Origin of the sequence: Variovorax palleresanus (genome assembly GCF_051144945.1) — a bacterium.
Classification (GTDB): domain Bacteria; phylum Pseudomonadota; class Gammaproteobacteria; order Burkholderiales; family Burkholderiaceae_C; genus Variovorax; species Variovorax paradoxus_S.
This window is the reverse complement of record NZ_JBJNVP010000002.1, coordinates 3,275,650-3,299,635: the sequence shown is the minus strand read 5'-3', so window position 1 is coordinate 3,299,635 and position 23,986 is coordinate 3,275,650. Positions and strand designations below refer to the sequence as shown.

Annotated in this window: 19 protein-coding genes and 5 tRNA genes; all 24 read right to left on the bottom strand. The window is 64.4% G+C overall.

Features of this window, described 5'->3' with window-relative positions; all coding sequences use genetic code 11:
- Positions 1–27 precede the first annotated feature (27 nt).
- The gene (locus tag ACJ7Z0_RS19375) at positions 28–411 is read right to left on the bottom strand and encodes a DUF427 domain-containing protein (RefSeq protein ID WP_431125160.1); all 384 of its coding nucleotides are present in this window, start codon (positions 409–411) and stop codon (positions 28–30) included.
- Positions 408–1,070, bottom strand: a complete 663-nt coding sequence (locus ACJ7Z0_RS19370) for a dienelactone hydrolase family protein (RefSeq protein WP_434792692.1) — start codon at positions 1,068–1,070, stop codon at positions 408–410. Before ACJ7Z0_RS19370 ends, ACJ7Z0_RS19375 begins: the two co-directional genes overlap by 4 nt.
- 223 nt (positions 1,071–1,293) lie before the next feature.
- Positions 1,294–1,369, bottom strand: a tRNA-Phe gene (locus ACJ7Z0_RS19365).
- 18 nt (positions 1,370–1,387) lie between these two features.
- On the bottom strand, positions 1,388–2,089 hold the full coding sequence (locus tag ACJ7Z0_RS19360) for a response regulator (RefSeq protein WP_093023379.1): 702 nt from the start codon (positions 2,087–2,089) through the stop codon (positions 1,388–1,390).
- A 93-nt stretch (positions 2,090–2,182) separates the two neighbouring features.
- Positions 2,183–4,513: a sensor histidine kinase gene (locus ACJ7Z0_RS19355; protein ID WP_434791126.1), complete on the bottom strand. Its 2,331-nt coding sequence runs from the start codon at positions 4,511–4,513 to the stop codon at positions 2,183–2,185.
- The gene (locus tag ACJ7Z0_RS19350; RefSeq protein WP_434791125.1) at positions 4,510–5,157 is read right to left on the bottom strand and encodes a DUF4390 domain-containing protein; all 648 of its coding nucleotides are present in this window, start codon (positions 5,155–5,157) and stop codon (positions 4,510–4,512) included. Before ACJ7Z0_RS19350 ends, ACJ7Z0_RS19355 begins: the two co-directional genes overlap by 4 nt.
- Entirely contained in the window at positions 5,138–6,466 is a 1,329-nt protein-coding gene (gene rsmB, locus ACJ7Z0_RS19345; RefSeq protein WP_434792691.1) for a 16S rRNA (cytosine(967)-C(5))-methyltransferase RsmB, read from the bottom strand. The genes ACJ7Z0_RS19350 and rsmB overlap by 20 nt, the downstream gene beginning before the upstream one ends.
- Before the next feature lie 132 nt (positions 6,467–6,598).
- A complete protein-coding gene (locus tag ACJ7Z0_RS19340) occupies positions 6,599–7,222 on the bottom strand; it encodes a LemA family protein (RefSeq protein ID WP_434791124.1) in 624 nt (207 codons plus the stop codon).
- A 104-nt stretch (positions 7,223–7,326) separates the two neighbouring features.
- Positions 7,327–11,556 carry a DNA-directed RNA polymerase subunit beta' gene (gene rpoC, locus ACJ7Z0_RS19335; protein ID WP_434791123.1) on the bottom strand — a complete coding sequence of 1,410 codons (4,230 nt, stop codon included), beginning with the start codon at positions 11,554–11,556 and terminating at the stop codon, positions 7,327–7,329.
- Between the two features lie 20 nt (positions 11,557–11,576).
- A complete protein-coding gene (rpoB, locus tag ACJ7Z0_RS19330) occupies positions 11,577–15,701 on the bottom strand; it encodes a DNA-directed RNA polymerase subunit beta (RefSeq protein ID WP_431125170.1) in 4,125 nt (1,374 codons plus the stop codon).
- Positions 15,702–15,995: 294 nt separating this feature from the next.
- Positions 15,996–16,367, bottom strand: a complete 372-nt coding sequence (gene rplL / locus ACJ7Z0_RS19325; RefSeq protein ID WP_198789614.1) for a 50S ribosomal protein L7/L12 — start codon at positions 16,365–16,367, stop codon at positions 15,996–15,998.
- Positions 16,368–16,413: 46 nt separating this feature from the next.
- Complete coding sequence (rplJ, locus tag ACJ7Z0_RS19320) at positions 16,414–16,956, bottom strand: 50S ribosomal protein L10 (protein ID WP_093023395.1); 543 nt, start codon at positions 16,954–16,956, stop codon at positions 16,414–16,416.
- A 248-nt stretch (positions 16,957–17,204) separates the two neighbouring features.
- Complete coding sequence (rplA, locus tag ACJ7Z0_RS19315; protein ID WP_434791122.1) at positions 17,205–17,903, bottom strand: 50S ribosomal protein L1; 699 nt, start codon at positions 17,901–17,903, stop codon at positions 17,205–17,207.
- Positions 17,904–18,335, bottom strand: coding sequence for a 50S ribosomal protein L11 (gene rplK, locus ACJ7Z0_RS19310; protein ID WP_055801191.1), 432 nt, complete (start codon positions 18,333–18,335; stop codon positions 17,904–17,906).
- 137 nt (positions 18,336–18,472) lie between these two features.
- Positions 18,473–19,093: a transcription termination/antitermination protein NusG gene (gene nusG, locus ACJ7Z0_RS19305; protein ID WP_434791121.1), complete on the bottom strand. Its 621-nt coding sequence runs from the start codon at positions 19,091–19,093 to the stop codon at positions 18,473–18,475.
- Positions 19,094–19,477, bottom strand: a complete 384-nt coding sequence (gene secE / locus ACJ7Z0_RS19300; RefSeq protein WP_007831049.1) for a preprotein translocase subunit SecE — start codon at positions 19,475–19,477, stop codon at positions 19,094–19,096.
- Positions 19,478–19,614: 137 nt separating this feature from the next.
- A tRNA-Trp gene (locus tag ACJ7Z0_RS19295) sits at positions 19,615–19,690 on the bottom strand.
- Between the two features lie 21 nt (positions 19,691–19,711).
- A complete protein-coding gene (gene tuf, locus ACJ7Z0_RS19290) occupies positions 19,712–20,905 on the bottom strand; it encodes an elongation factor Tu (RefSeq protein ID WP_012745744.1) in 1,194 nt (397 codons plus the stop codon).
- Between the two features lie 73 nt (positions 20,906–20,978).
- Positions 20,979–21,053 (bottom strand) — tRNA-Thr (locus tag ACJ7Z0_RS19285).
- Between the two features lie 40 nt (positions 21,054–21,093).
- A tRNA-Gly gene (locus tag ACJ7Z0_RS19280) sits at positions 21,094–21,167 on the bottom strand.
- A gap of 69 nt (positions 21,168–21,236) precedes the next feature.
- Positions 21,237–21,322 (bottom strand) — tRNA-Tyr (locus tag ACJ7Z0_RS19275).
- A 107-nt stretch (positions 21,323–21,429) separates the two neighbouring features.
- Complete coding sequence (locus tag ACJ7Z0_RS19270) at positions 21,430–22,137, bottom strand: uracil-DNA glycosylase (RefSeq protein ID WP_434791120.1); 708 nt, start codon at positions 22,135–22,137, stop codon at positions 21,430–21,432.
- Positions 22,134–22,934, bottom strand: a complete 801-nt coding sequence (gene trpC / locus ACJ7Z0_RS19265; RefSeq protein ID WP_434791119.1) for an indole-3-glycerol phosphate synthase TrpC — start codon at positions 22,932–22,934, stop codon at positions 22,134–22,136. The genes ACJ7Z0_RS19270 and trpC overlap by 4 nt, the downstream gene beginning before the upstream one ends.
- Before the next feature lie 29 nt (positions 22,935–22,963).
- On the bottom strand, positions 22,964–23,986 hold the full coding sequence (trpD, locus tag ACJ7Z0_RS19260; RefSeq protein ID WP_434791118.1) for an anthranilate phosphoribosyltransferase: 1,023 nt from the start codon (positions 23,984–23,986) through the stop codon (positions 22,964–22,966).

The window sequence follows — 23,986 nt, the reverse complement described above, 5'->3', positions numbered from 1 at the left end:
TGGGCGCAACGTACAAGTCCCAACGGCTCAGGCCTTCGGGCGAATGTGGATCTCCGGAAACCTGTCGTCGTAAAAGGCGATGCGGTCCTTCAGGGCCTTGTGTTCGTCGTACGGGCGTTCATAGGTCCAGCCCGCGTCGTCGATCTGCCGTTCGCCCAGGCTCAAGCTGTAGTAGCTCGCATGGCCCTTGAACGGACATTCTGAAATGGTCTGCGAGCGCTTCAGCTTGTCCATGCGAACGTCAGTGCGCGGAAAGTAGTAGCGATCCGGAGACCTGTCTTCGACCACCTTGATGACGTCTCGCGAATTGGCGACGACGACGCCTTCAACCTCGACTTCCATGGGCTGTTGAAGCTGCTCCTCCCGCACTTGGTGATCGGGCCATTTGCGGTGTCCTGGCGATTTGCTCATTTCGCACTCCTGGGTTGTTCGAGATACCTCTTGAACCAGTCGCGTGCCAACACGGAAACGGCGCCGAGCGCGTCGGGCTCCTCGAACAGGTGGGTTGCGCCGGGCACGATCGACAGCCGCTTCTCGCTGTGCAGCGCCGCGAGCGCTTGCCAGTTCATGTCGATCACCGGCCCATCGTTGCCGCCGACGATCAACAGCGTGGGCGCCCGCACGCGCACCAGAGCCGCTCCGGCGAGGTCCGGCCGGCCGCCGCGCGACACCACCGCATCGACCGTGTCGGGCCGCTCGGCGGCGGCCACCAGCGCAGCGCCGGCACCGGTGCTGGCGCCGAAATAGCCGATCCGCAGCGCCGCGGTTCTTTCATGCACGCGCAGCCAATCGGTCAACCCGACGAGCCGATCGGCCAAGAGGCCGATGTCAAAACGCAATTCGCGCGTGCGTTCATCCACGGCTTCTTCGTCGGAGGTCAGAAGATCGACCAGCATCGTCGCGAGCTTGGCGTCATTGAGCCGCTCGGCGACCTCCCGGTTGCGCGGACTGAAGCGGCTGCTGCCGCTGCCGTGCGCGAACAACACGATGCCTCGGGCCGCGACGGGCAAGCTCAGATCGGCTTCGAGCGAGACAGTTTTGACGCGGACTCGAAGCGTCTGCCGTTCGATGAGGCTGGCTTGGGAAGACATTTCGATTTTCTCGTGCGCGAAACAACCTTGCCTCGCACATGAGCCACTCTATTTTTCAGGCGCACGCTTTCTGTAGGGTGATGCTCACATCGGCGTAGGTGAAGCGGACCGTTGCATCTTGAAAAAGGGCGAAGGCCGAACGGCAGCAGCGAGCGCCAAAGCAAAAAGCCCTTGATCCTGGGAGGATCAAGGGCTTCGAATTTGGTGGCCTGGGGCGGAATCGAACCACCGACACGCGGATTTTCAATCCGCTGCTCTACCAACTGAGCTACCGGGCCTTGGTGTGCAGCCTTAAATTATACAGCGCTTCTGCGGCCTCTCGAAAGATCGACCCCAAGTTGTTTGAGCTTGCGATAAAGATGGGTCCGCTCAAGGCCGGTCTTCTCGGCCACGCGGGTCATGGAACCGTTTTCCATGGCAAGGTGGAATTCGAAGTAGGCCTTCTCGAAGCCGTCGCGCGCATCGCGCAGCGGGCGGTCCAGGTCGAAGCTCTGGGTCGATTGCGGCCCGGCATCGGGCACCGGCACGGCCGCCAGCGAGGCCAGCAGCAGGCTGTCGCCCGTGGTGGTGATGGCGGCCGACGGGTTGACGCCCGCGGCCGGGGGAACAACGCCCGCGGCTGCGCGCCTTGCACTCTCGCGCGCGAGCCCCTGCTCCACGGCCTTGAGCAGCTTCTGCAGGGTGATGGGTTTTTCGAGGAATGCGAAGGCGCCGATGCGCGTTGCATCGACCGCCGTGTCGATGGTGGCGTGGCCACTCATCATGATGACGGGCATGCTCAAGAGCCCGGCCGTGGACCACTCCTTGAGGAGCGTGACGCCGTCCGTGTCGGGCATCCAGATGTCGAGCAGCACGAGGTCGGGTCGTGCGCGTTGCCGTGCGGCGCGTGCTTCGGCCGCGTTTTCGGCGAGCTCCACGTTGTGGCCTTCGTCATTGAGAATTTCGAAGAGCAGGTCCCTAATACCCAGCTCGTCATCGACCACGAGAATGTTTGCCATGAGTGCTGCTTGTCTTGTGCGCTGGTATCTGAATGATGTGTATGGGTGTCCGCCAGCCTATCCGTCGCCTGGAGGCGATGGATTCTTTCGCGCTCAGGCGGCGGAAGACTTCGAATCTTCGGTGTGAGCGGCCGCTGCCTGCGACTCGCCTGCCAGCGCGAATGATAGCGAGACTTGCGCCCCTGCTACAGCCCCATCGACAACACGGTTGGAAAGCTCGATGCGCGCGCCGTGTTCGTCCGCGATTTTCTTGACCACGGCCAGCCCCAGACCGGTACCTTTTGTTTTCGTGGTGACGTAGGGCTCGAAGGCGCGCTTGAGGATGTTTTCGGCAAAGCCGGGGCCGCTATCTTGCACGGTGAGGCGCACGCGCTGGCCCGAATCGCCGAGGCGGGTGCGAATGACGACTTCGCCGGCACGCCCGGTGCTGCTGGCGGCGGCCTCGGCGGCGTCCTGCGCGTTCTGCAGCAGGTTGTGGATGACCTGGCGGATCTGCTGCGCGTCGCCGCGGATCGGCGGGCAGCGCTCGTCCAGCTCGGAGCGCAGCGCAATGGGGGCGTTGTCGGCGCCGTAGAGCTGGAGCACGTCGACCAGCAGGGCATTGAGGTCGACCGGCTTGAGATCGGCCGCGGGCAGGCGGGCGTAGTCGCGGAACTCGTTGACCAGGCGCTTCATCGCGTCGACCTGGTCGACGATGGTCTTGACCGACTTGACCAGCACGGCCTGCTCGGGCGGAGCGACCTTGCCGGAGAGCTTCATCTCGAGCCGCTCGGCCGAAAGCTGGATGGGCGTCAGCGGGTTCTTGATTTCGTGCGCCAGGCGGCGCGCGACTTCGCCCCAGGCCTGGGCGCGCTGGGCCGACACGATCTCGGAGATGTCGTCGAACACCAGCAGCCGGGCGGCGCCGGGCAGCTCGGCGCCGCGCGCAACGATGTTGATGGCGCTGTCCTGCTGCGGCAGATCGATGCCGGTGGCGTGCAGCTCGAAGGCGTGCTGCCAGTGGTCGAGGCCGTGCTGCAGGCGCTCGACCTGGAATTCGTCGAACTGCTGCTGCACGCTGTTGCCGAAGTCGGCCAGCCCGGGCACCTGGGCGAGCGGCATGCCCTCGTAAGCCGCCAGCGGGGCGCGCAGCACACGCGTGGCACCGGGGTTGGTGGACAGTATGGTGCCCTTGGCGTCGAGCACGATCACGCCCGAGGTCAGGTTGTCCAGAATGGTCTGCAAGTTGGCGCGGGCGGCGTCGAGCTGGCCCATGGTTTTTTCGACCGCGCCGCGGGCATCGGCCAGTTGCTGGGTCATGACGGCAAAGGAGCGCGTGAGGCCGCCCAGCTCGTCCTTTCCTTGCAGCACGGTGGTGGGCCGCAGGTCGCCGGCGGCCACCTGGCGAACACCGTCGGCCAGCACGAGCAGCGGCCGCGCCAGCTGGTTGCCGAACAGCACCGCCAGCAGCACGGCGCCGAACACGGCCAGGAACAGGCTCAGCGTGAGGGTGCCGATGTACATCCGCCTGAGGCCTTCGCGAGCCAACGCCCGCTCCTGGTATTCGCGGTTGGCCTCCTGCACGGCGAGCGCATTGGCCACCACGGCGGGTGGCAGCGGCTGCGTGACCTGCAGAAAGCGCGGCGCGGTGTCGAAGTCGAAGCCCGGGCGCTGCACCATGGCCAGCGCGCGCACGCTGGCGGGAGGCAGGGTGGCGCCCGGCGGTGCCGTTTCGTCCAGGCCTTCGATGTGGGCGATGGCGCGGTCGCCCCGCGCCTGCCGCAGCTGCTGGCTGGTCGGCCGCTCGGGGTTGAGCTGGAAGCGCGAGGTACCCGCACTGGCCACGAGCTGCCCGGTGCCGGTCCAGAGCACCACGTCGGACGCCTGGAGCTGGTCGCGAATGCGCTCCAGGACCAGGCCGGCGCTCGCGTCGGGCACCTGGACCAGCTGCGCGCTGGCCACGCGCGTCTTGGCGGCCAGATCGTCGGAGAGCGAATCGAGCGTGGCGCGGCCCAGGTTCAGGCCGGCATCGAGCGCGCCTTCGACCTTGACGTCGAACCAGCTTTCGATCGACCGTGCGACGAACTGGTAGGACACCACGTAGACCAGCGCGCCGGGCACGACGCCCACCAGCGCGAAGATGGCCGCCAGCTTGATGAGCAGGCGGCTGCCGAACTTGCCCTGGCGCAAGCGCCGCAACAGGCGGAACGCGACCCAGCCGATCACCAGCACCAGCAGCACCGCCACCACCACGTTGATACCGAAAAGCCGTACGTAATAGCGCTCGTACAGCGCGCGGTTATTGGTGGCTTGCGCCAGCAGGAACATCAGCACCAGGCCGATGGCCGTGACCAGCGCGGCGCCCACGCCAACGGCCCAGCGGATCGCGCGCGCGCGGCGGGCGGCGGGGCTGGCCGCTGCGCCGCTGCGCGGTTTGGTGCTCACCGCTGCTTCTCCAGGGTCAGCTTGGCGCTGCGCTCGGCCACGATGTTCCAGTCGGCCTGCCCGACCACGCCGATCTGGAACGGGCGCGGCAGCTGCGAAGTGTCGAGCCGGAAGCGGAACACGACCTGGTGCGTGGGATCGTCGCCGATCTCGGCCGCATCGCCCAGCCGCAGCCGGCCTACGCGCTTGACGGCGTCCATGGCGTCGGCAAGGCTGTCGAAGTTCTGGTTCAGCGAGACGCCGAATCCTGCGGTGCCGGTGATGGGCACGGGCGACACATTGAGCCGCCAGCGGCGCGTGAGAGGCTGGTAGGCAAGCCGCATGTGGCGCGTGACCTGGGCCACCTTGCGGTCGGTCCAGTACCAGCGCTCATGAAAAACCTCGGCCTCGGCCACGAAATAGATGGCAATGCCCTTGTCGAGCACCTCCTCGACCAACGAGGGCAGCTCGAACTGCACGGCCGCGGTGAGGTAGACACCGTCGTCGGCCTGCTCGAGGCGCATCTGGGTGACCGACGCAGCGGCGCGCCCTTGCGCGGCCGCGGTGAGGGGCAGCCAGCTCAGCAACAGCACGCAGGCCATCAGCAGCGCCGCCAATGCCGTGGCGCCGCGCCACCCGCGGGGCTCAGCGCGGGCGTTTTTCAAGCAGGGCGTAGAAGAAGCCGTCGTGGTCACCTGAGGCATTGTCCGGGACGGCGCGGGCATTCGCCCCGCTTTGGGGAAGCAAATGGCCTGGCGATGCCTTCAATCGGGCGTCGGTGTTGTGCGCAAGAAACGCATCGATTTGTTGCGAGCCCTCTTCCCGGAACACGGAACAGGTGCAATAGAGCAGCCGCCCGCCGGGCCTGACCAGCGGCCAGAGCGCCGCCAGCAAGGCCGCCTGCTGGACGGCGAGCTGGGCCGTGTCGCTCTCGCGGCGCAGCCAGCGCACGTCGGGGTGGCGCCGGACGATGCCCGACGCCGTGCAGGGCGCATCGAGCAGAATGGCGTCGAAGAGCGTGCCGTCCCACCATGCGGACGGCCGCGCGGCATCGGCCACCACCACCTTGGCGGACAGCCCGAGCCGGCCCAGGGTTTCGTCGATGCGCCGGCTGCGTACCGCGTCGACTTCGAGGGCCGTCACCTCGACGGCCTCCGGACCGGCAAACTCCAGCAGGTGCGCGGTCTTGCCGCCCGGTGCCGCGCAGGCATCGAGCACGCGCAGCGGCGCGGCGCCGGCCGCGGGGAGCATCCCTTCGAGCAGCAGCGGCGCCGCCATCTGGGCGGCTGCGTCCTGCACCGAGCATTCGCCGTCCGCGAAGCCCGGCAGCTGCTGCACCGGCCGGGCGCGCACCAGCTGCAGGCCGGCCGCTCCCACGCGCACCGCCGCCAGGCCGACGGCCTCCAGCGCGAGCTGGTATGAGGCAACCGTGGTCTTCTGCAGATTGACGCGCAGGGTCATCGGTGCGTGGGCGTTGTCGGCCGTGAGCACGCGCTGCCAATCGCGCGAGTGGTCGCGCTTGAGCCGCTCGATCCACCAGCGCGGGTGGTTCCACTGTGCGACCGGTTCATGGTCGGTGGCGGCCACGAGCTCATCGCGTTCGCGCAGGAAGCGGCGCAGGCAGGCGTTGATGAAACTGGCCTGTGCGCGCGTGGCCGGGTTGCGCTTTGCCGCCTCGACCGCCTGGTCAACCAGCGTGAAGGGCTCGTAAGGGGCGTGCTGCGCATCCCAGGCCAGTGCCAATGCGGTGCACAGCAAGGCGTCGGGCAACGGCGGCGGCGTACGCTTGGCGAGGTGGCGGCGCAACGCCTCTGCGCGGCCCAGCCAGCGCAGCACCTGGAAGCCGAGCGCCTGCACGCCCGGCCGCATGGCCGGCTCCACCGCTTCGAAGGCGACGGTGCCCGAGCTGCCGGCGCGAATCGACGCCAGCGCCACGGCAGTCAACTGCAGCTGGCGCCAGAGCGGGGGTTGCAGCAGCGGCGAGGGGCTGCTGCCTGGATGATCGGAAGATAGTTCTGGCAAGTTGGGGCGATGGTAACGGGCCGGCAAGACGCACAAAGCCGCGCGGATCAAGAAAGAAGAAGGCGTTTCCCGGCGATTCGAAAATCAGAGCAGGGGCGCGGCCGGTCGCAAACGCACCATCCATGCAACCAGCAAGGCCGGAAACTGGACGATGGCTGCGTTGTACTGTTCCACCGCCAGGTTGAATTGGCTGCGAGCGATTTCCGCCGCGGCCGAAGGCTCAGGCCAGGCCACGGGCTCCGCCGTGCCGGACGACGTGGCACCAGCCCCGTTTCCGGTACTGCTCGGCAGCAGCGGCGCGGGCCGCGAGAGCGTTCCGTCCGCGTCGAAGACCGTGACCGCATCCGGATGCTGGCGCTGCCATGCGGAGATCAGCACCTGCAGCGCCGTGGCCAGCGCGGCCATGCCGCCCGGATCGAGCGGATGCAGCCGGGTCGCGCCCAGCAGCGTGGCCAGCTGGGTGGCGGCGGCCTGCAGCGGTGCCACCGCCGAAGAATGGCCGGGCGACGGCGCATCTTTTTCGGGCACGGTGGCCGCGATGCTGGCCAGGACGAAGTCCAGCTGCTTTCGAAGCGCTGCATCGAGCGTGGCGTAGGCCTGGAGCACGGCGGCGCGCAGGCGCACCAGCCTGTTGTAGGCCCCCACGAACCAGAACAACAGCACGGCAACGACGATCCAGCTGGCAAGCGAATCGGGCAATGCGCTCATCGGCAAAAACACTTCATGGAAAAAACGGCTCAAAGAAAAACGCCCCCCAACCGGATTCGGTCGGGGGGCGTCGGATACCGGTCATGGCCGGTGATGCTAACCAGTTATTCGGACGCGGCGCCTTCGCTGGCGTCGGCCGTGCTGGAAACATCGCTGGTCGAACCGGCCAGTTCAGCGGCTTCGGATTCGGCGATGGCGCGGCGCTCGGCCTCGTCCATCTGATCCTTGACCTTGCGTGCCTGGTGGTACGCCATGCCGGTGCCCGCGGGAATCAGGCGGCCGACGATGACGTTTTCCTTCAGGCCGCGCAGCTCGTCGCGCTTGCCCATGATCGCGGCTTCGGTCAGCACGCGCGTCGTTTCCTGGAACGAAGCGGCCGAGATGAACGAGTCGGTCGAGAGCGATGCCTTCGTGATACCCAGCAGCAGGTTGGTGAACGTGGCGGGCAGCTTGCCGTCGGCGCGCAGGGCGTCGTTGGTGTTGAGCATTTCGCTGCGTTCGACCTGTTCGCCGGAGATGTAGCTCGTATCGCCGATGTTGTCGACCACGACGCGGCGCAGCATCTGGCGAACGATCACCTCGATGTGCTTGTCGTTGATCTTCACACCCTGCAAACGGTACACGTCCTGCACTTCGTCCACGATGTAGCGCGCGAGTTCTTCCGAACCCAAGAGGCGCAGGATGTCCTGCGGGTCCGCCGGACCGTCGACCACGCTTTCGCCCTTGTTCACCACCTGGCCTTCGTGCACCAGGATGTTCTTTTCCTTCGGCACGAGGTCTTCCCAGACCGTGCCTTCCGGATCGGTGATCTGCATGCGGATCTTGCCCTTGGTCTCTTTACCGAACGACACGGTACCGGTCATTTCGGCCAGCATGCCCTTGTCCTTCGGCGAACGGGCTTCGAACAGCTCGGCAACGCGCGGCAGACCGCCGGTGATGTCGCGGGTCTTCTGGCCTTCGACCGGAATACGCGCCAGCACTTCGCCGGGGCCCACGTCCTGGCCGTCGCGGATCTGCACCAGCGAGCCGATCGGGAAGCCGATGGTCACCGAGTGATCGGTGCCCGGGATCTTCACTTCGGCGCCGGAGGCGTCGATGAGCTTCACCTGCGGGCGCACGACCTTGGCAGCGCCGCGGCGCTTCGGGTCGATCACGACCAGGGTCGACAGGCCGGTCACTTCGTCCACCTGCTTGGCAACCGTGAGGCCTTCCTCGACGTTCTCGAACTGCGTCTTGCCGGCGAACTCGGTGATGATGGGCCGCGTCAGTGGATCCCAGTTGGCGAGCACGTGGCCGGCCTTGATCTGCTGGTCGGCCTTGACGGCCAGGGTCGCACCGTACGGCACCTTGTGGCGCTCGCGCTCGCGGCCGTGTTCGTCATGGATGACGATCTCGCCCGAACGTGCAATCACCACCAGCTCGTTCTTGCTGTTGGTCACGTAGCGCATCGTGGCGTTGAAGCCGATCGTGCCGTTGGACTTGGCTTCGACGCTCGAGGCCACGGCCGCACGCGATGCCGCGCCACCGATGTGGAACGTACGCATCGTGAGCTGCGTGCCGGGTTCGCCGATCGACTGCGCCGCGATCACACCGACGGCTTCGCCGATGTTGATCAGGCCGCCGCGGCCCAGGTCGCGGCCGTAGCAGGTCGCGCAGATGCCGAAGCGGGTTTCGCAGGTCAGCGCGGTACGCACCTTGACCTCGTCGACGCCTTGCGCCTCGAGCTCTTCGATGTTGTCCTCGTCGAACATCTCACCGGCCTTCAGCAGCACCGAACGGTTTTCCGGGTGCAGCACGTCGTCCGCCGCCGAGCGGCCGAGGATACGGTCGCGCAGCGATTCGATCACTTCACCGCCTTCGACGATGGCGCGCATCAGGTAGCCGCCGTGCGTGCCGCAGTCCTGCTCGGTCACCACCAGGTCTTGCGTCACGTCGACCAGACGACGGGTCAGGTAACCCGAGTTCGCGGTCTTCAGTGCCGTGTCAGCCAGACCCTTACGGGCACCGTGGGTGGAGATGAAGTACTCCAGCACGTTCAGGCCTTCGCGGAAGTTCGCGGTAATGGGCGTCTCGATGATCGAGCCGTCCGGCTTGGCCATCAGGCCCCGCATACCGGCCACCTGGCGAATCTGCGCCGCGGAACCGCGGGCGCCGGAGTCGGCCATCATGTAGATGGAGTTGAACGACTCCTGCTCCACTTCCTTGCCGTGGCGGTCGATGACCTTCTGCTTGGACAGCTTGGACATCATGACCTTCGACACTTCGTCGCCGGCCTTGCCCCAGATGTCCACCACCTTGTTGTAGCGCTCGCCGGAAGTCACGAGACCCGAGACGTACTGCTGCTCGATCTCCTTCACTTCCTTGGCGGAGCGCTCGATGATGCCGTGCTTTTCAGCAGGCACCAGCATGTCGTCGATGGCGATCGAGATACCGGCCTTGGTTGCCAGGCGGAAGCCGTTCTGCAGCAGCTTGTCGGCAAACACCACGGTCTCTTTCAGGCCGCACTTGCGGAACGAGACGTTGATGAGCTTGGAAATTTCCTTCTTCTTCAGCGCCTTGTTGATGTTCGAGAACGGCAGGCCCTTCGGCAGGATCTCGGACAGCAGCGCGCGGCCCACGGTGGTGTCCACCAGCGACGTGGAAGGCGTGAACTCGCCCGTTTCCTTGTCCTTGGTGTACTCCGTGATGCGCACGGCGACCTTGGCGGTCAGCTCGACCACGTTGGCGTCGAGCGCGCGCTGGACTTCACCGATGTCGGAGAAGATCAGGCCCTCGCCCTTGGCGTTGATGCGGTCGCGGGTCGTGTAGTACAGACCCAGCACCACGTCCTGCGAAGGAACGATCGACGGTTCGCCCGAAGCCGGGAACAGCACGTTGTTGGAGGCCAGCATCAGCGTGCGGGCTTCCATCTGCGCTTCCACCGACAGCGGCACGTGAACGGCCATCTGGTCGCCGTCGAAGTCGGCGTTGAACGCCGCGCAAACCAGCGGGTGCAGCTGGATCGCCTTGCCTTCGATCAGGATCGGCTCGAACGCCTGGATGCCCAAACGGTGCAGCGTAGGCGCACGGTTCAGCATGACCGGGTGTTCCTTGATCACTTCTTCCAGGATGTCCCAGACCACCGGCGTGCCGGATTCGACTTCCTTCTTGGCAGCCTTGATCGTGGTCGCGATGCCCATGGCTTCGAGGCGCGAGAAGATGAAAGGCTTGAACAGCTCGAGCGCCATCAGCTTCGGCAGGCCGCACTGGTGCAGCTTGAGCGTCGGGCCCACCACGATGACCGAACGGCCCGAGTAGTCGACGCGCTTGCCCAGCAGATTCTGGCGGAAGCGGCCGCTCTTGCCCTTGATCATGTCGGCCAGCGACTTGAGTGCGCGCTTGTTGGCGCCCGTCATGGCCTTGCCGCGGCGGCCGTTGTCCAGCAGCGAGTCGACAGCTTCTTGCAGCATCCGCTTTTCGTTGCGCGCGATGATTTCCGGAGCCTTGAGCTCCAAGAGGCGGCGCAGGCGCGAATTGCGGTTGATGACGCGGCGGTACAGGTCGTTCAGGTCGGAGGTCGCAAAGCGGCCGCCGTCCAGCGGCACCAGCGGACGCAGGTCCGGCGGCAGCACGGGCAGCACGTCCAGCACCATCCACTCGGGCTTGATGCCCGACTTGCGGAAGGCTTCCAGCACCTTGAGGCGCTTGGAGTTCTTCTTGACCTTGACTTCGGAGCCGGTCAGGTCGCCGCGCAGGCGTTCGATCTCGCTGTCGAGTTCGATCCCTTCGAGCAGGTCCTTGATGCCTTCGGCGCCCATCTTGGCGACGAATTCGTCGCCGTATTCCTTGCGCTTCGCGTCATAGTCGTCCTCGGACATGATGCCGAACTTCTTCAGCGGGGTCATGCCGGGGTCGGTGATCACGTAGGCTTCGAAGTACAGCACGCGTTCGATGTCGCGCAGGGTCATGTCGAGCACGAGGCCCAGGCGCGACGGCAGCGACTTCAGGAACCAGATGTGCGCGCAGGGCGCGGCCAGGTCGATGTGGCCCATGCGCTCGCGGCGCACCTTGGTCTGCGTGACTTCAACGCCGCACTTCTCGCAGATCACGCCGCGGTGCTTCAGGCGCTTGTACTTGCCGCACAGGCACTCGTAGTCCTTGATGGGGCCGAAGATCTTGGCGCAGAAGAGACCGTCGCGCTCGGGCTTGAACGTGCGGTAGTTGATCGTCTCAGGCTTCTTCACCTCGCCGAAAGACCACGAACGGATCTTCTCGGGCGAAGCCATGCCGATCTTGATGGCATCGAAATGCTCATCGGGTGTGAACTGCTTGAACAGGTCGAGTAGCGATTTCATGTGACTCTTTCCTCTTCTGATTACGAACGCTCGAGCTCGATGTCGAGACCCAGCGAACGGATTTCCTTGACCAGCACGTTGAACGATTCCGGCATGCCGGCTTCGATCGTGTGCTCGCCCTTGACGATGCTTTCGTACACCTTGGTACGGCCTTGCACGTCGTCGGACTTCACGGTCAGCATTTCCTGCAGGACGTAGGCGGCGCCGTAAGCTTCCAGCGCCCACACTTCCATTTCACCGAAACGCTGGCCGCCGAACTGCGCCTTGCCGCCCAGCGGCTGCTGCGTGACCAGCGAGTACGGGCCGGTCGAGCGGGCGTGCATCTTGTCGTCCACCAAGTGGTGCAGCTTCAAGAAGTGCATGTAGCCCACGGTGACGGGACGCTCGAACTGGTCGCCGGTGCGGCCGTCGTACAGGTAGGCCTGCGTGCGCGTATCGGTCAGGCCCTTGAGCTTGGCGATGTCGTCCGGATAGGCGAGCTTCAGCATGCCGCGGATTTCTTCTTCCGAGGCACCGTCGAACACCGGCGTCGCAAAGGTTGCGCCGCTGGTGAGGTTCTCCGCCATCTCGAGCAGGTCGGTGTCGCTCAGCTTGCTGAGGTCTTCCTTGCGGCCCGAACCGTTGTACAGCTGCTCCATGAACTTGCGCAGCTCGGCCACCTTGGCTTCTTGCTGCAGCAGGTCGCCGATGCGCTGGCCGATGCCCTTGCCGGCCCAGCCCAGGTGCACTTCGAGCACCTGGCCCACGTTCATCCGCGAAGGCACGCCCAGCGGATTCAGGCAGATGTCGCACGGCGTACCGTCGGCCATGTGGGGCATGTCTTCGACCGGAACGATCTTCGACACCACACCCTTGTTGCCGTGACGGCCGGCCATCTTGTCGCCGGGTTGCAGGCGGCGCTTGACGGCCAGGTAGACCTTGACCATCTTGAGCACGCCCGCGGGCAGCTCGTCGCCCTGCGTGAGCTTCTTGCGCTTTTCTTCGAACGCGAGGTCGAAGCTGTGGCGCGTCTGCTCGAGCGAGTTCTTGATCGACTCGAGTTGCGTTGCCACTTCGTCGTCCGCCGGGCGGATGTCGAACCAGTGGAACTTCTCGACCGACGACAGGTAGGCCTTGTCGAGCTTGGTGCCCTTGGCCAGCTTGTTCGGGCCGCCGTTGGCGACCTTGCCGGTCAGGAGCTTCTCGATACGGTCGAACGCGTCGGCTTCGACGATGCGAAGCTGGTCGTTCAGGTCGAGGCGGAAGCGCTTCAGCTCGTCGTCGATGATCTGCTGGGCGCGCTTGTCGCGCGTGATGCCTTCGCGGGTGAACACCTGCACGTCGATCACGGTGCCTTGCGAGCCCTGGTCCACACGCAGCGAGGTGTCCTTCACGTCGGAAGCCTTCTCGCCGAAGATGGCGCGAAGCAGCTTCTCTTCAGGCGTCAGCGTGGTCTCGCCCTTCGGCGTGACCTTGCCCACCAGCGTGTCGCCCGGCTGCACTTCGGCGCCGACATAGATGATGCCGGATTCGTCGAGGCGGTTGAGCTGCTGCTCGGCCAGGTTCGGAATGTCGCGCGTGATTTCTTCGGCACCCAGCTTGGTGTCGCGAGCCATCACCACCAGTTCCTCGATGTGGATCGAGGTGTAGCGGTCTTCGGCGACGACGCGTTCCGAGATCAGGATCGAGTCTTCGAAGTTGTAGCCGTTCCAGGGCATGAACGCGATCAGCATGTTCTGGCCGAGGGCCAGTTCGCCGAGGTCGGTCGATGCACCGTCGGCCACCACGTCGCCCTTGGCGATCTTGTCGCCGCGCTTGACGATCGGACGCTGGTGGATGTTGGTGTTCTGGTTCGAACGCTGATACTTGATCAGGTTGTAGATGTCCACACCGACTTCACCGGCTGCCGCTTCGGCGTCGTTCACGCGCACCACGATGCGGGTCGCGTCGACGTAATCGACGATACCGCCACGGGTGGCCGTGACCACGGTGCCGGAGTCGACCGCGGAAACGCGCTCGATACCGGTACCGACCATCGGCTTCTCTGGGCGAAGCACGGGCACGGCCTGACGCTGCATGTTGGCGCCCATCAGCGCGCGGTTCGCGTCGTCGTGCTCCAGGAACGGCACGAGGGAGGCGGCCACCGACACGATCTGCGCGGGCGACACGTCCATGTACTGGATGCGCTCGGCACCGACCAGGATCGATTCGCCGGCTTCACGCGCCGAGACCAGGTCGCCGGTCAGCTTGCCGTCCTTGTCCAGGACCGCATTGGCCTGGGCGATGACGTACTTGCCTTCTTCGATGGCCGAGAGGTAGTCGATCTCGTTGGTGACCTTGCTGTCGGCCACGCGGCGGTACGGCGTCTCGATGAAGCCGTATTCGTTCAGGCGGGCGTACAGGGCCAGCGAGTTGATCAGGCCGATGTTCGGGCCTTCAGGCGTTTCGATCGGGCACACGCGGCCGTAATGGGTCACGTGCACGTCGCGCACTTCGAAGCCTGCACGTTCGCGCGTCAAACCGCCCGGGCCAAGGGCCGACACACGGCGCTTGTGGGTGATTTCGGACAGCGGGTTCGTCTGGTCCATGAACTGCGACAGCTGCGAGGCGCCGAAGAATTCCTTCAGCGCGGCCGAGATCGGCTTGCTGTTGATCAGGTCGTGCGGCATCAGCGGCTCTTGCTCCGCCTGGCCCAGACGTTCCTTCACGGCCTTCTCGATGCGGGCGAGGCCGGTACGGTACTGGTTCTCGGCCAGTTCGCCGACGCAACGCACGCGGCGGTTTCCCAGGTGGTCGATGTCGTCGACTTCGCCGTTGCCGTTGCGCAGGTCCACGAGGATCTTGACCACGGCCAGGATGTCTTCGTTGGTCAACACCATCGGGCCGGTCGATTCGTCGCGGCCGACCTTGGCGTTGAACTTCATGCGGCCGACGCGCGACAGGTCGTACGTGTCCGGGTTGTAGAACAGGCGCTGGAACAGGGCCTGCACGGCGTCTTCCGTCGGCGGCTCGCCGGGGCGCATCATGCGGTAGATGGCCACGCGGGCTGCGAACTCGTCCACCGTCTCGTCGATGCGCAGGGTCTGCGAGATGTACGCGCCCTGGTCGAGTTCGTTGGTGTAGATCACCTGGATGTCCTGCACGCCGGCCGTGCGCAGCTTCTTCAGCAGCGCTTCGGTCAGTTCGTCGTTGGCCTTGGCCAGGATTTCGCCGGAGTCAGCGTCGACGATGTTGCGGGCGATGACGCGGCCGACCAGGAAGTCTTCCGGCACGCTGATGTGCGTGGTGGCCGACTGCTCGAGTTCACGGGTGTGGCGCGCGGTGACGCGCTTGTCCTTGGCGACCACGACCTTGCCCGACTTGTCGGTGATGTCGAAGCGCGCGACTTCGCCGCGCAGGCGCTCGGGAACGAATTCCATCTGCGCGCCGCTGTCCATCAGGCGGAAGTTGTCGTTCACGAAGAAGTTCGCGAGGATCGACTCCGGGTTCAGGCCGATGGCCTTCAGCAGGATCGTGACCGGCATCTTGCGGCGGCGGTCGACGCGGAAGTACAGCATGTCCTTCGGGTCGAACTCGAAGTCGAGCCACGAACCGCGGTAGGGAATCACGCGGGCCGAGAACAGGAGCTTGCCCGAGCTGTGCGTCTTGCCCTTGTCGTGTTCGAAGAACACGCCGGGCGAACGGTGCAGCTGCGAGACGATCACGCGCTCGGTGCCGTTGATGATGAAGGAACCCTTTTCGGTCATGAGCGGCACTTCGCCCATGTAGACCTCTTGTTCCTTCACTTCCTTGACCACCTTCGACTGCGAGGTCGACGACTCGCGGTCATAGATGATGAGCTGCACCTTGGCGCGCACGGCCGAGGCGAAGGTCAGGCCACGGGTCTGGCACTCGCGCACGTCGAAGGCGGGCTTCGCGAGGTTGTACTCGAGGAACTTCATCTCGACAAAACCGTTGTGCGAGACGATCGGGAACGCGGCGTCGAACGCGGCCTGCAGGCCTTCGACGGTGCGTTGTTTGGGAGGAATGCCAGCTTGCAGGAACGCGGTGTACGCGTCTTTCTGCATCTGCAGCAGGTAGGGAATTTCTACGACGCTGTCGCGGTTACCGAAACTTTTTCGGATGCGCTTGCGTTCGGTGTAACTGTACGCGGACGATTGGGCCATGAGAGCTCCGGAGCTTGAGATCTTCAGCGACTTGTCAGCAGTGCCGAGGCACCACTGCTTGGCGGCTGGCCACTACCAGCCGTTGGCGGACAGCGATGCGTTGCACATCGCCCGAACCAAGGGGTCTTCTGCAGTCGGGGTCAGAAGACACTCAAAAACGTCTTGGCTTTTGCTTTTCCGTCGACCTGAAGGTCTCCGGGAAAGCCGGCGCCAAGCCGGCTTTTGGGTGCGCTCTGAAAGCGGCAAAGGCTGGAGGGCCTTTTCAGGCACCTCCAGCCCTCTAGGGGGTCTGAATTACTTCAGTTCCACCTTGGCGCCGGCTTCTTCCAGCTTCTTCTTGGCGGCTTCAGCGTCAGCCTTGGACAGGGCTTCCTTGACAGCCTTGGGAGCGGCTTCCACCAGGTCCTTGGCTTCCTTGAGGCCCAGGCCGGTGATTTCGCGCACGGCCTTGATGACCGACACCTTGTTCGCGCCGACATCGGCCAGCACGACATTGAATTCGGTTTGTTCTTCGGCCACTGCGGCGGCGGGGCCTGCAGCTGCGGGACCTGCCATGGCGGCAGCGCTCACGCCAAACTTCTCTTCGATGGCTTTCACCAGTTCGTTGAGTTCCAGGACCGTCATGCTGTCAAGCGCGGTCAGAAATGCGTCTTTATCGAATGCCATTTTTGTTTCCTAACAATTGGGTTGAATATTTCAAACGCAAGCCGGCTTATGCGGGCTGCGCCTCGGCTTCTGCCGGTGCATCGGCTGCGGGTGCTGCTGCGCCTTCCCCACGCTTCGCGGCCAGCGCCGCGAGAACGCGTGCCGTACGGGAAATCGGGGATTGCATCAAGCCCAGCAACTGCGCCAACAGCACTTCCTTCGAAGGGATGCTTGCGAGCTGCTTCACGCCGTTCACATCCAGGGCCTTGCCGCCGAACGCACCACCGCGAATCACCAACTTGTCGTTGGTCTTCGCGAAGTCGGCCACCACCTTGGCGGCGGCCACTGCGTCTTCGGAAAAGCCGTAGATCAGCGGGCCGGTCATCTGGTCGCCAATGACTTCGAATGCGCTACCAGCGACAGCACGGCGTGCCAGCGTGTTCTTCAACACGCTGAGGTTCACACCCTTGCTGCGCGCTTCGCTGCGCAGTTTGGTCATATCGGCAACCGTGATGCCACGGTATTCCGCCAGCACGAGCGTTTGAGCTTTTGCGGCGAGGCTGGTCACATCACTGATGACCGCTTCTTTCTCACTGCGATTCAGACTCAAGGTCTACTCCTTTTAATGCGACCTTCGGCCGGGGCCTCGGATCGCGCTTCATGCAGCGACCAACTGTTAGGAACAAAAAATCAAATTCCTTGCAGTGGGGTCGCCATCTGCGCTGATTGCCGGACAAAAGGTCCGGCTATTAAGTGCAGGCAACCCTGCACACCAGCGGTCTTGGATGGCTCACGGCAACCGAAGCTGCCGCGACCCACCACATTCGCCCTGCTCCTTTCGGAGCCGGGCCAATCTCTTTAGCTCGCCGAGATGGTTTGCGTGTCCACGCGGACACCCAGACCCATGGTCGACGACACAGCCACCTTGCGCAGGAACACGCCCTTGCTGGTCGCCGGCTTGGCCTTGACCAGCGCGTCGATCAGCGCAACCAGGTTGCCTTGCAGCTTGTCGGTGTCGAACGAGCGACGGCCGATCGTGCCGTGGATGATGCCGGCCTTGTCGACGCGGAACTGGACCTGGCCAGCCTTGGCGTTCTTCACGGCCGTGGCGACGTCCGGGGTCACCGTGCCAACCTTGGGGTTGGGCATCAGGCCGCGCGGGCCGAGGATCTGACCGAGCGTACCGACCACGCGCATGGCATCGGGGGCAGCGATCACGACGTCGAAAGGCATGTCGCCAGCCTTGACCATGGCAGCCAGGTCGTCCATGCCGACGATGTCGGCGCCGGCGGCCTTGGCTTCTTCAGCCTTGGCGCCCTGGGCGAACACAGCCACGCGCTTGGTCTTGCCGGTGCCGTTGGGCAGCACGACGGCGCCACGCACGACCTGGTCCGACTTCTTCGCGTCGATGCCGAGCTGCACGGCCACGTCGATCGATTCGTCGAACTTGGCGGTGGCGGCGTCCTTCACGAGGCCGATGGCTTCAACGAGGGCGTACAGCTTGTTGCTGTCGACCTTGCCTGCGAGCGCTTTTTGCTTCTTGGTGATCTTGGCCATTTACACGCCCTCCACATTCACGCCCATCGAACGGGCAGAGCCGGCGATGGTGCGAACTGCTGCGTCCAGATCGGCTGCAGTCAGGTCCTTCATCTTGGCCTTGGCAATTTCCTCGAGCTGTGCGCGCGTGATCTTGCCGACCTTGTCAGTGTGCGGACGGGCCGAACCCTTGTCCAGCTTGATGGCCTTCTTGATCAAGGTGATCGCCGGCGGCGTCTTGATGATGAAGGTGAAGCTCTTGTCAGCGAACGCGGTGATGACCACCGGCAGCGGCAGACCAGGCTCGACGCTCTGGGTCTGCGCGTTGAACGCCTTGCAGAACTCCATGATGTTCAAACCACGCTGGCCCAGTGCGGGACCGATGGGTGGTGACGGGTTGGCCTTACCAGCTGGCACTTGCAGCTTGATGAAGCCGACGATTTTTTTCGCCATGCTTTGCTCCTTGCGGGTGATATCGCCTTGGCTCTCGCCGCAGCTCCCCGGGGTTTAACGACTCTTCGATCAAGGCCGCGCGCCGAGTCGGACAACGCGCAGCCGGAAATGGTTCCGGCCCGAAGACCGGAAGGGGCTCAGGTCTTTTCGACCTGGCTGAATTCGAGTTCCACAGGCGTTGCGCGGCCGAAGATCATGACCGACACGCTGACCTTGCTCTTCTCGTAGTTGACTTCTTCGACCGTGCCGTTGAAGTCGGTGAACGGGCCTTCCTTGACGCGCACGAATTCGCCGACGGTGAACTCGACCTTGTGGCGCGGCTTCTCGGTGCCCTGCTGCATCTGGTTGACGATGTCCTCGACCTCTTTCTGCGAGATCGGGGCCGGGCGATTCTTGGCGCCGCCCACGAAGCCCGTCACCTTGTTGGTGTGCTTCACCAGGTGCCAGCTCTCGTCGTCCATGATCATTTCGACCAGCACGTAGCCCGGGAAGAAGCGGCGCTCGGTGGTGCGCTTCTGGCCGTTCTTGATTTCGACCACTTCTTCGGTCGGAACCAGGATGCGGCCGAACTTGTCCTGCATGCCGGCGCGGTTGATGCGCTCGGTGATGTTGCGCTCGACAGCCTTCTCCATGCCCGAATAGGCATGCACCACGTACCAACGCAGATCGGGGTTGGCGGCGGGAGCCAGCACGGAAGTGCTTTCTTCTTCCGGCGTGCCCGGGGTGGTGTCAACTGCGTTCACTGGATCAGCGGTCATTTATTTTCTCCAGCCCAGAATGAGGTCGAAAAACACCCATTCGAGCGTCTTGTCGGTGAGCCAGAGGAAGACGGACATGATTGCCACGAAGGCAAACACATAAGCCGTCATCTGCATCGCTTCCTTGCGGGTCGGCCAGACGACCTTCTTGACCTCGCGCCATGAGTCGCGGCCAAAGGCCCACAACTGGCGGCCATTCTCCGAACTGCCGAATGCGCCCACGGCCGCGGCCAGACCGACCAGCAGCGCAGCCCATTGCACCAGCGAGCCTTGGCGCGACAGCAGATAGAACGCCACGATGGCGCCCACTGCCAGCACCACCGCCGCAGCCAGTTTGGCTTTGTCGGCACCCGTGCTCACGGTTTCGATTTGAGAAGTGGCCATGTTCGGCTGATTTCCTGTGGCCTTTCGGCCTTCAATTCAATGCGTCTTTTTGAGACGCCGAAGCCCATCGGGTTGCGATGGGCTTTTTTTGCCTTCCGCCGGTGCACGACGGGGCTTTTTCGGAGGCGCCACCTAGGTGGCAGGGGCAGTAGGAATCGAACCTACAACCTTCGGTTTTGGAGACCGACGCTCTGCCAATTGAGCTATACCCCTCCGGTACTCTTTACGCTCGGCTTAGATGTCGAGGATCTTGGCCACGACGCCCGAACCCACGGTACGGCCGCCTTCGCGGATGGCGAAGCGCAGGCCTTCTTCCATCGCGATCGGGTTGATCAGCTTCACGGTGATGCTGACGTTGTCGCCAGGCATGACCATTTCCTTGTCCTTGGGCAGCTCGATCGCGCCGGTCACGTCCGTCGTGCGGAAGTAGAACTGCGGACGGTAGTTGTTGAAGAACGGCGTGTGACGGCCACCTTCGTCCTTGGACAGCACGTACACCTCGGCGGTGAAGTGGGTGTGCGGCTTGATCGAGCCGGGCTTGCACAGCACTTGGCCGCGCTCGACTTCTTCGCGCTTGGTGCCGCGCAGCAGCACGCCGACGTTGTCGCCCGCCTGGCCTTGGTCCAGCAGCTTGCGGAACATTTCCACGCCGGTGCAGGTGGTCTTGACGGTCGGGCGGATGCCGACGATCTCGATTTCCTCGCCGACCTTGATCACGCCGCGCTCGACGGCGCCGGTCACGACGGTGCCGCGGCCGGAGATCGAGAACACGTCTTCCACGGGCATCAGGAAGGTGCCGTCCACGGCGCGCTCGGGCGTCGGGATGTAGGTATCGAGGGCTTCGGCCAGCTTCATGATGGCTTCTTCACCCAGCTTGCCCTTGTCGCCTTCCAGGGCGAGCTTGGCCGAGCCGTGGATGATGGGGGTGTCGTCGCCCGGGAATTCGTACTTGTCCAGCAGCTCGCGCACTTCCATTTCAACGAGTTCGAGCAGTTCGGCGTCGTCGACCATGTCGCACTTGTTCAGGAACACGATGATGTAGCCCACACCGACCTGACGGGCCAGCAGGATGTGCTCGCGGGTCTGGGGCATGGGGCCGTCGGCGGCCGAGCACACGAGAATGGCGCCGTCCATCTGGGCCGCGCCGGTGATCATGTTCTTGACGTAGTCGGCGTGGCCGGGGCAGTCGACGTGAGCGTAGTGGCGGTTGGCCGTTTCGTACTCGACGTGGGCGGTGTTGATGGTGATGCCGCGGGCCTTTTCTTCGGGCGCCGCGTCGATCTGGTCGTAGGCCTTGGCTTCGCCGCCGAACTTGGCCGACAGCACCGTGGCGATGGCCGCCGTCAGCGTGGTCTTGCCGTGGTCGACGTGACCGATCGTGCCCACGTTCACGTGCGGCTTGGTGCGGGTGAATTTACCTTTTGCCATTTTTCGACTCCGAAAAAAACGATTTCAACGTATGCAGATGGGTTGCAAACCTGCTGTTGCAACCCCCAGAAACTGGTGCCCTTTGCGGGAATCGGACCCGCGACCTCTCCCTTACCAAGGGAGTGCTCTACCACTGAGCCAAAAGGGCTTTTGTCTAACCAATCGCTTCCGGCGTCGAACCGGGTCTCTGGAGCGGGAGACGGGAATCGAACCCGCGTCATCAGCTTGGAAGGCTGGGGTTCTACCATTGAACTACTCCCGCATCGGGGGCACTCCAAGGCACCCAAAGCGCTAGATCCAATCGCTCTTTCTTAGAAACCAAATTCATCGCTGGTGGAGAGGGCTGGATTCGAACCAGCGTACTCGTAAGAGGGCAGATTTACAGTCTGCTGCCATTAACCACTCGGCCACCTCTCCGGCGAACCTCGAAATATAGCACGGTTTTGTGACTACACAGAACCCCCAGCACCAAGAAGAAGCGTGAGGAACTGCACGAGGCGGAACTGCGGGGATTATCCGCGAATTCAGCCGGCCGCCTGGCGCGCCTCCCGCCACGCACGCGCCTCGCCGAAATGTCCGCAGCCGATGAAGGGCGCAGGCGGGCGCAACGCGGAAAGCGGCGACGGATGATTCGATATCAGCACCTTATGGCGCCCAACATCGATCAACGCACGCTTACTTTGTGCGTGCGAACCCCAGAGCATAAAAACAACAGGTTTCTCGCCGGCTGATACATGGCGGATGACCGCATCGGTCAGCACTTCCCAGCCACGGCCCGAATGGCTGGCGGGCTGCCCTTCCTCGACCGTGAGGCAGGTGTTGAGCAGCAGCACGCCGTGGGTCGCCCATTTCACCAGGCTGCCGCCCGGATTCGGGAATGGCGGAGGCGGCGTGCCGAGGTCGCGCTGGAGCTCCTTGAAGATGTTGCGCAGCGAGGGCGGCAGCGCCACGCCGGGCGCCACCGAGAACGCGAGCCCTTCCGCCTGGCCGCGCCCGTGGTACGGATCCTGGCCCAGGATGACGACGCGCACGTCCTCGGGCGGCGTCAGCTCCAGCGCCCGCAGCGGTTGCGGCGGAAAGATCACGGCGCCGGCATCGAGGCGCTCGCGCAGGAAGCTGCGCAGCTTCACCCCCACGACGCTGCCGAAAAACTCGTCGACCAGCGGCTGCCAGCCCGGTGCCACGGGCCAGTCGGCCGGATCGCTGCTGGACAGCTGGTCCGGCCGGCTCATTTGAACAATGCGGCGAGCGCCTCGCCGGGTTCCTTGGCACGCATGAAGGCCTCGCCGACCAGGAAGGCGTGGACGCCCGCCGCGCGCAGCGTGGCCACGTCTTCACGCGTGGCAATGCCCGATTCCGTTACTGCCAGCCGGTCGGCCGGCAGTTGGGGAAGCAAATCGATGGTGGCCTGGATCGACACCTCGAAATTGCGCAAGTTGCGGTTGTTCACGCCGACGAGCGGCGTCTTGAGCTTGAGTGCGCGCTCGAGTTCGGCCGCGTCGTGCACTTCGACCAGCACCGCCATGCCGAGGCCGCGCGCAATGGCTTCGTAGTCCTTCATCTGCGCGTCGTCGAGCACAGCGGCAATCAACAGGATCGCATCGGCGCCCATCGCACGCGATTCGTAGATCTGGTAGGCGTCGACGATGAAGTCCTTGCGAAGCACGGGCAGGTCGCACGAGGCACGGGCCTGCTTCAGATAGTCGACGCTGCCCTGGAAAAACTGCTTGTCGGTGAGCACCGAAAGACAGGCGGCGCTGATCTCGCCGTCGCCCTCGGCATAGCTCTGGGCAATGTCGGCCGGAATGAAGTCTTCGCGCAGCACGCCCTTGCTCGGGCTGGCTTTCTTGACCTCGGCGATCACCGCGGCGTGGCCGGCAGCGATCTTGGCGCGCAGCGCGCCTTCGAAATCGCGCGTCAGCACGCGGCTCTCGGCGTCGAAGCGCACCGCTTCGAGCGGGCTTCTTTTTTGCGCCGCAGCAATTTCCTGCCGCTTGACGGCAACGATCTTGTCGAGGATGTCGGACATGTTCTGTGTTCCCAGCAATCTGTTGCGGCTCAAACGGCCGTGGAGGCCTTGACGAGTTCGGCCAGCTTGGCCCGGGCGGCGCCCGATGCAATCGCCTCGCGTGCGCGTTCGATGCCCTTGGCGATCGAATCGACCACGTTGGCCGCATACAGCGCCGCGCCGGCGTTGAGCAGCACGATGTCCAGCGCCGGGCCGGCCTGGTTGTCGAGCACCCCCAGCAGCATGGCCTTCGACTGCTCGGGCGTTTCCACGCGCAGCGCGCGGTTGCTCGACATGGCAAAGCCGAAGTCTTCGGGGTGCAGTTCGTATTCGCGGATCTCGCCATCCTTGAGTTCGCCCACCATGGTGGCGGCGCCGAGCGAGATTTCGTCCATGCCGTCGCGACCGTACACCACCATGGCGTGCTCGGTGCCCAGGCGCTGCAGCGCACGCACCTGGATGCCCACAAGGTCGGGGTGGAACACGCCCATCAGGATGTTCGGCGCACCCGCCGGATTGGTCAGCGGACCGAGGATGTTGAAGATGGTCTTGATGCCCAATTCCTTACGCACCGGCGCGACGTTCTTCATGGCCGGATGGTGGTTGGGCGCGAACATGAAGCCGATGCCCACCTCTTCGATGGAGCGTGCGATCTGCTCCGGCTGCAGGTTGATGTTGACCCCGAGCGACTCCAGCACGTCGGCGCTGCCCGACTTGCTCGACACGCTGCGCCCGCCATGCTTGCTCACCTTGGCCCCCGCCGCGGCCGCGACGAACATCGAGCAGGTCGAGATGTTGAAGGTGTGCGAGCCGTCGCCGCCGGTGCCGACGATGTCGACCAGGTGCGTGGTGTCCTTCACCGGCACCTTGGTCGACACCTCGCGCATCACCTGCGCGGCCGCCGTGATCTCGCCGATGGTTTCCTTCTTGACGCGCAGGCCGGTGATCAGCGCCGCCATCATCACGGGCGAGCACTCGCCGCTCATGATGAGCCGCACGATGTGCAGCATCTCGTCGTGGAAGACCTCGCGGTGCTCGATGGTGCGCTGCAGCGCTTCCTGGGGAGTGATCAT

Coding starts and splice junctions, on each gene's coding strand:
- rplK (WP_055801191.1), bottom strand. CDS start 18,335: ATGGCGAAAAAAATCGTCGGCTTCATCAAGCTGCAAGTGCCAGCTGGT.
- ACJ7Z0_RS19375 (WP_431125160.1), bottom strand. CDS start 411: ATGAGCAAATCGCCAGGACACCGCAAATGGCCCGATCACCAAGTGCGG.
- nusG (WP_434791121.1), bottom strand. CDS start 19,093: ATGACCGCTGATCCAGTGAACGCAGTTGACACCACCCCGGGCACGCCG.
- ACJ7Z0_RS19270 (WP_434791120.1), bottom strand. CDS start 22,137: ATGAGCCGGCCGGACCAGCTGTCCAGCAGCGATCCGGCCGACTGGCCC.
- ACJ7Z0_RS19360 (WP_093023379.1), bottom strand. CDS start 2,089: ATGGCAAACATTCTCGTGGTCGATGACGAGCTGGGTATTAGGGACCTG.
- rplA (WP_434791122.1), bottom strand. CDS start 17,903: ATGGCCAAGATCACCAAGAAGCAAAAAGCGCTCGCAGGCAAGGTCGAC.
- trpC (WP_434791119.1), bottom strand. CDS start 22,934: ATGTCCGACATCCTCGACAAGATCGTTGCCGTCAAGCGGCAGGAAATT.
- rpoB (WP_431125170.1), bottom strand. CDS start 15,701: ATGGCCCAATCGTCCGCGTACAGTTACACCGAACGCAAGCGCATCCGA.
- rplL (WP_198789614.1), bottom strand. CDS start 16,367: ATGGCATTCGATAAAGACGCATTTCTGACCGCGCTTGACAGCATGACG.
- rpoC (WP_434791123.1), bottom strand. CDS start 11,556: ATGAAATCGCTACTCGACCTGTTCAAGCAGTTCACACCCGATGAGCAT.
- trpD (WP_434791118.1), bottom strand. CDS start 23,986: ATGATCACTCCCCAGGAAGCGCTGCAGCGCACCATCGAGCACCGCGAG.
- tuf (WP_012745744.1), bottom strand. CDS start 20,905: ATGGCAAAAGGTAAATTCACCCGCACCAAGCCGCACGTGAACGTGGGC.
- secE (WP_007831049.1), bottom strand. CDS start 19,477: ATGGCCACTTCTCAAATCGAAACCGTGAGCACGGGTGCCGACAAAGCC.
- ACJ7Z0_RS19340 (WP_434791124.1), bottom strand. CDS start 7,222: ATGAGCGCATTGCCCGATTCGCTTGCCAGCTGGATCGTCGTTGCCGTG.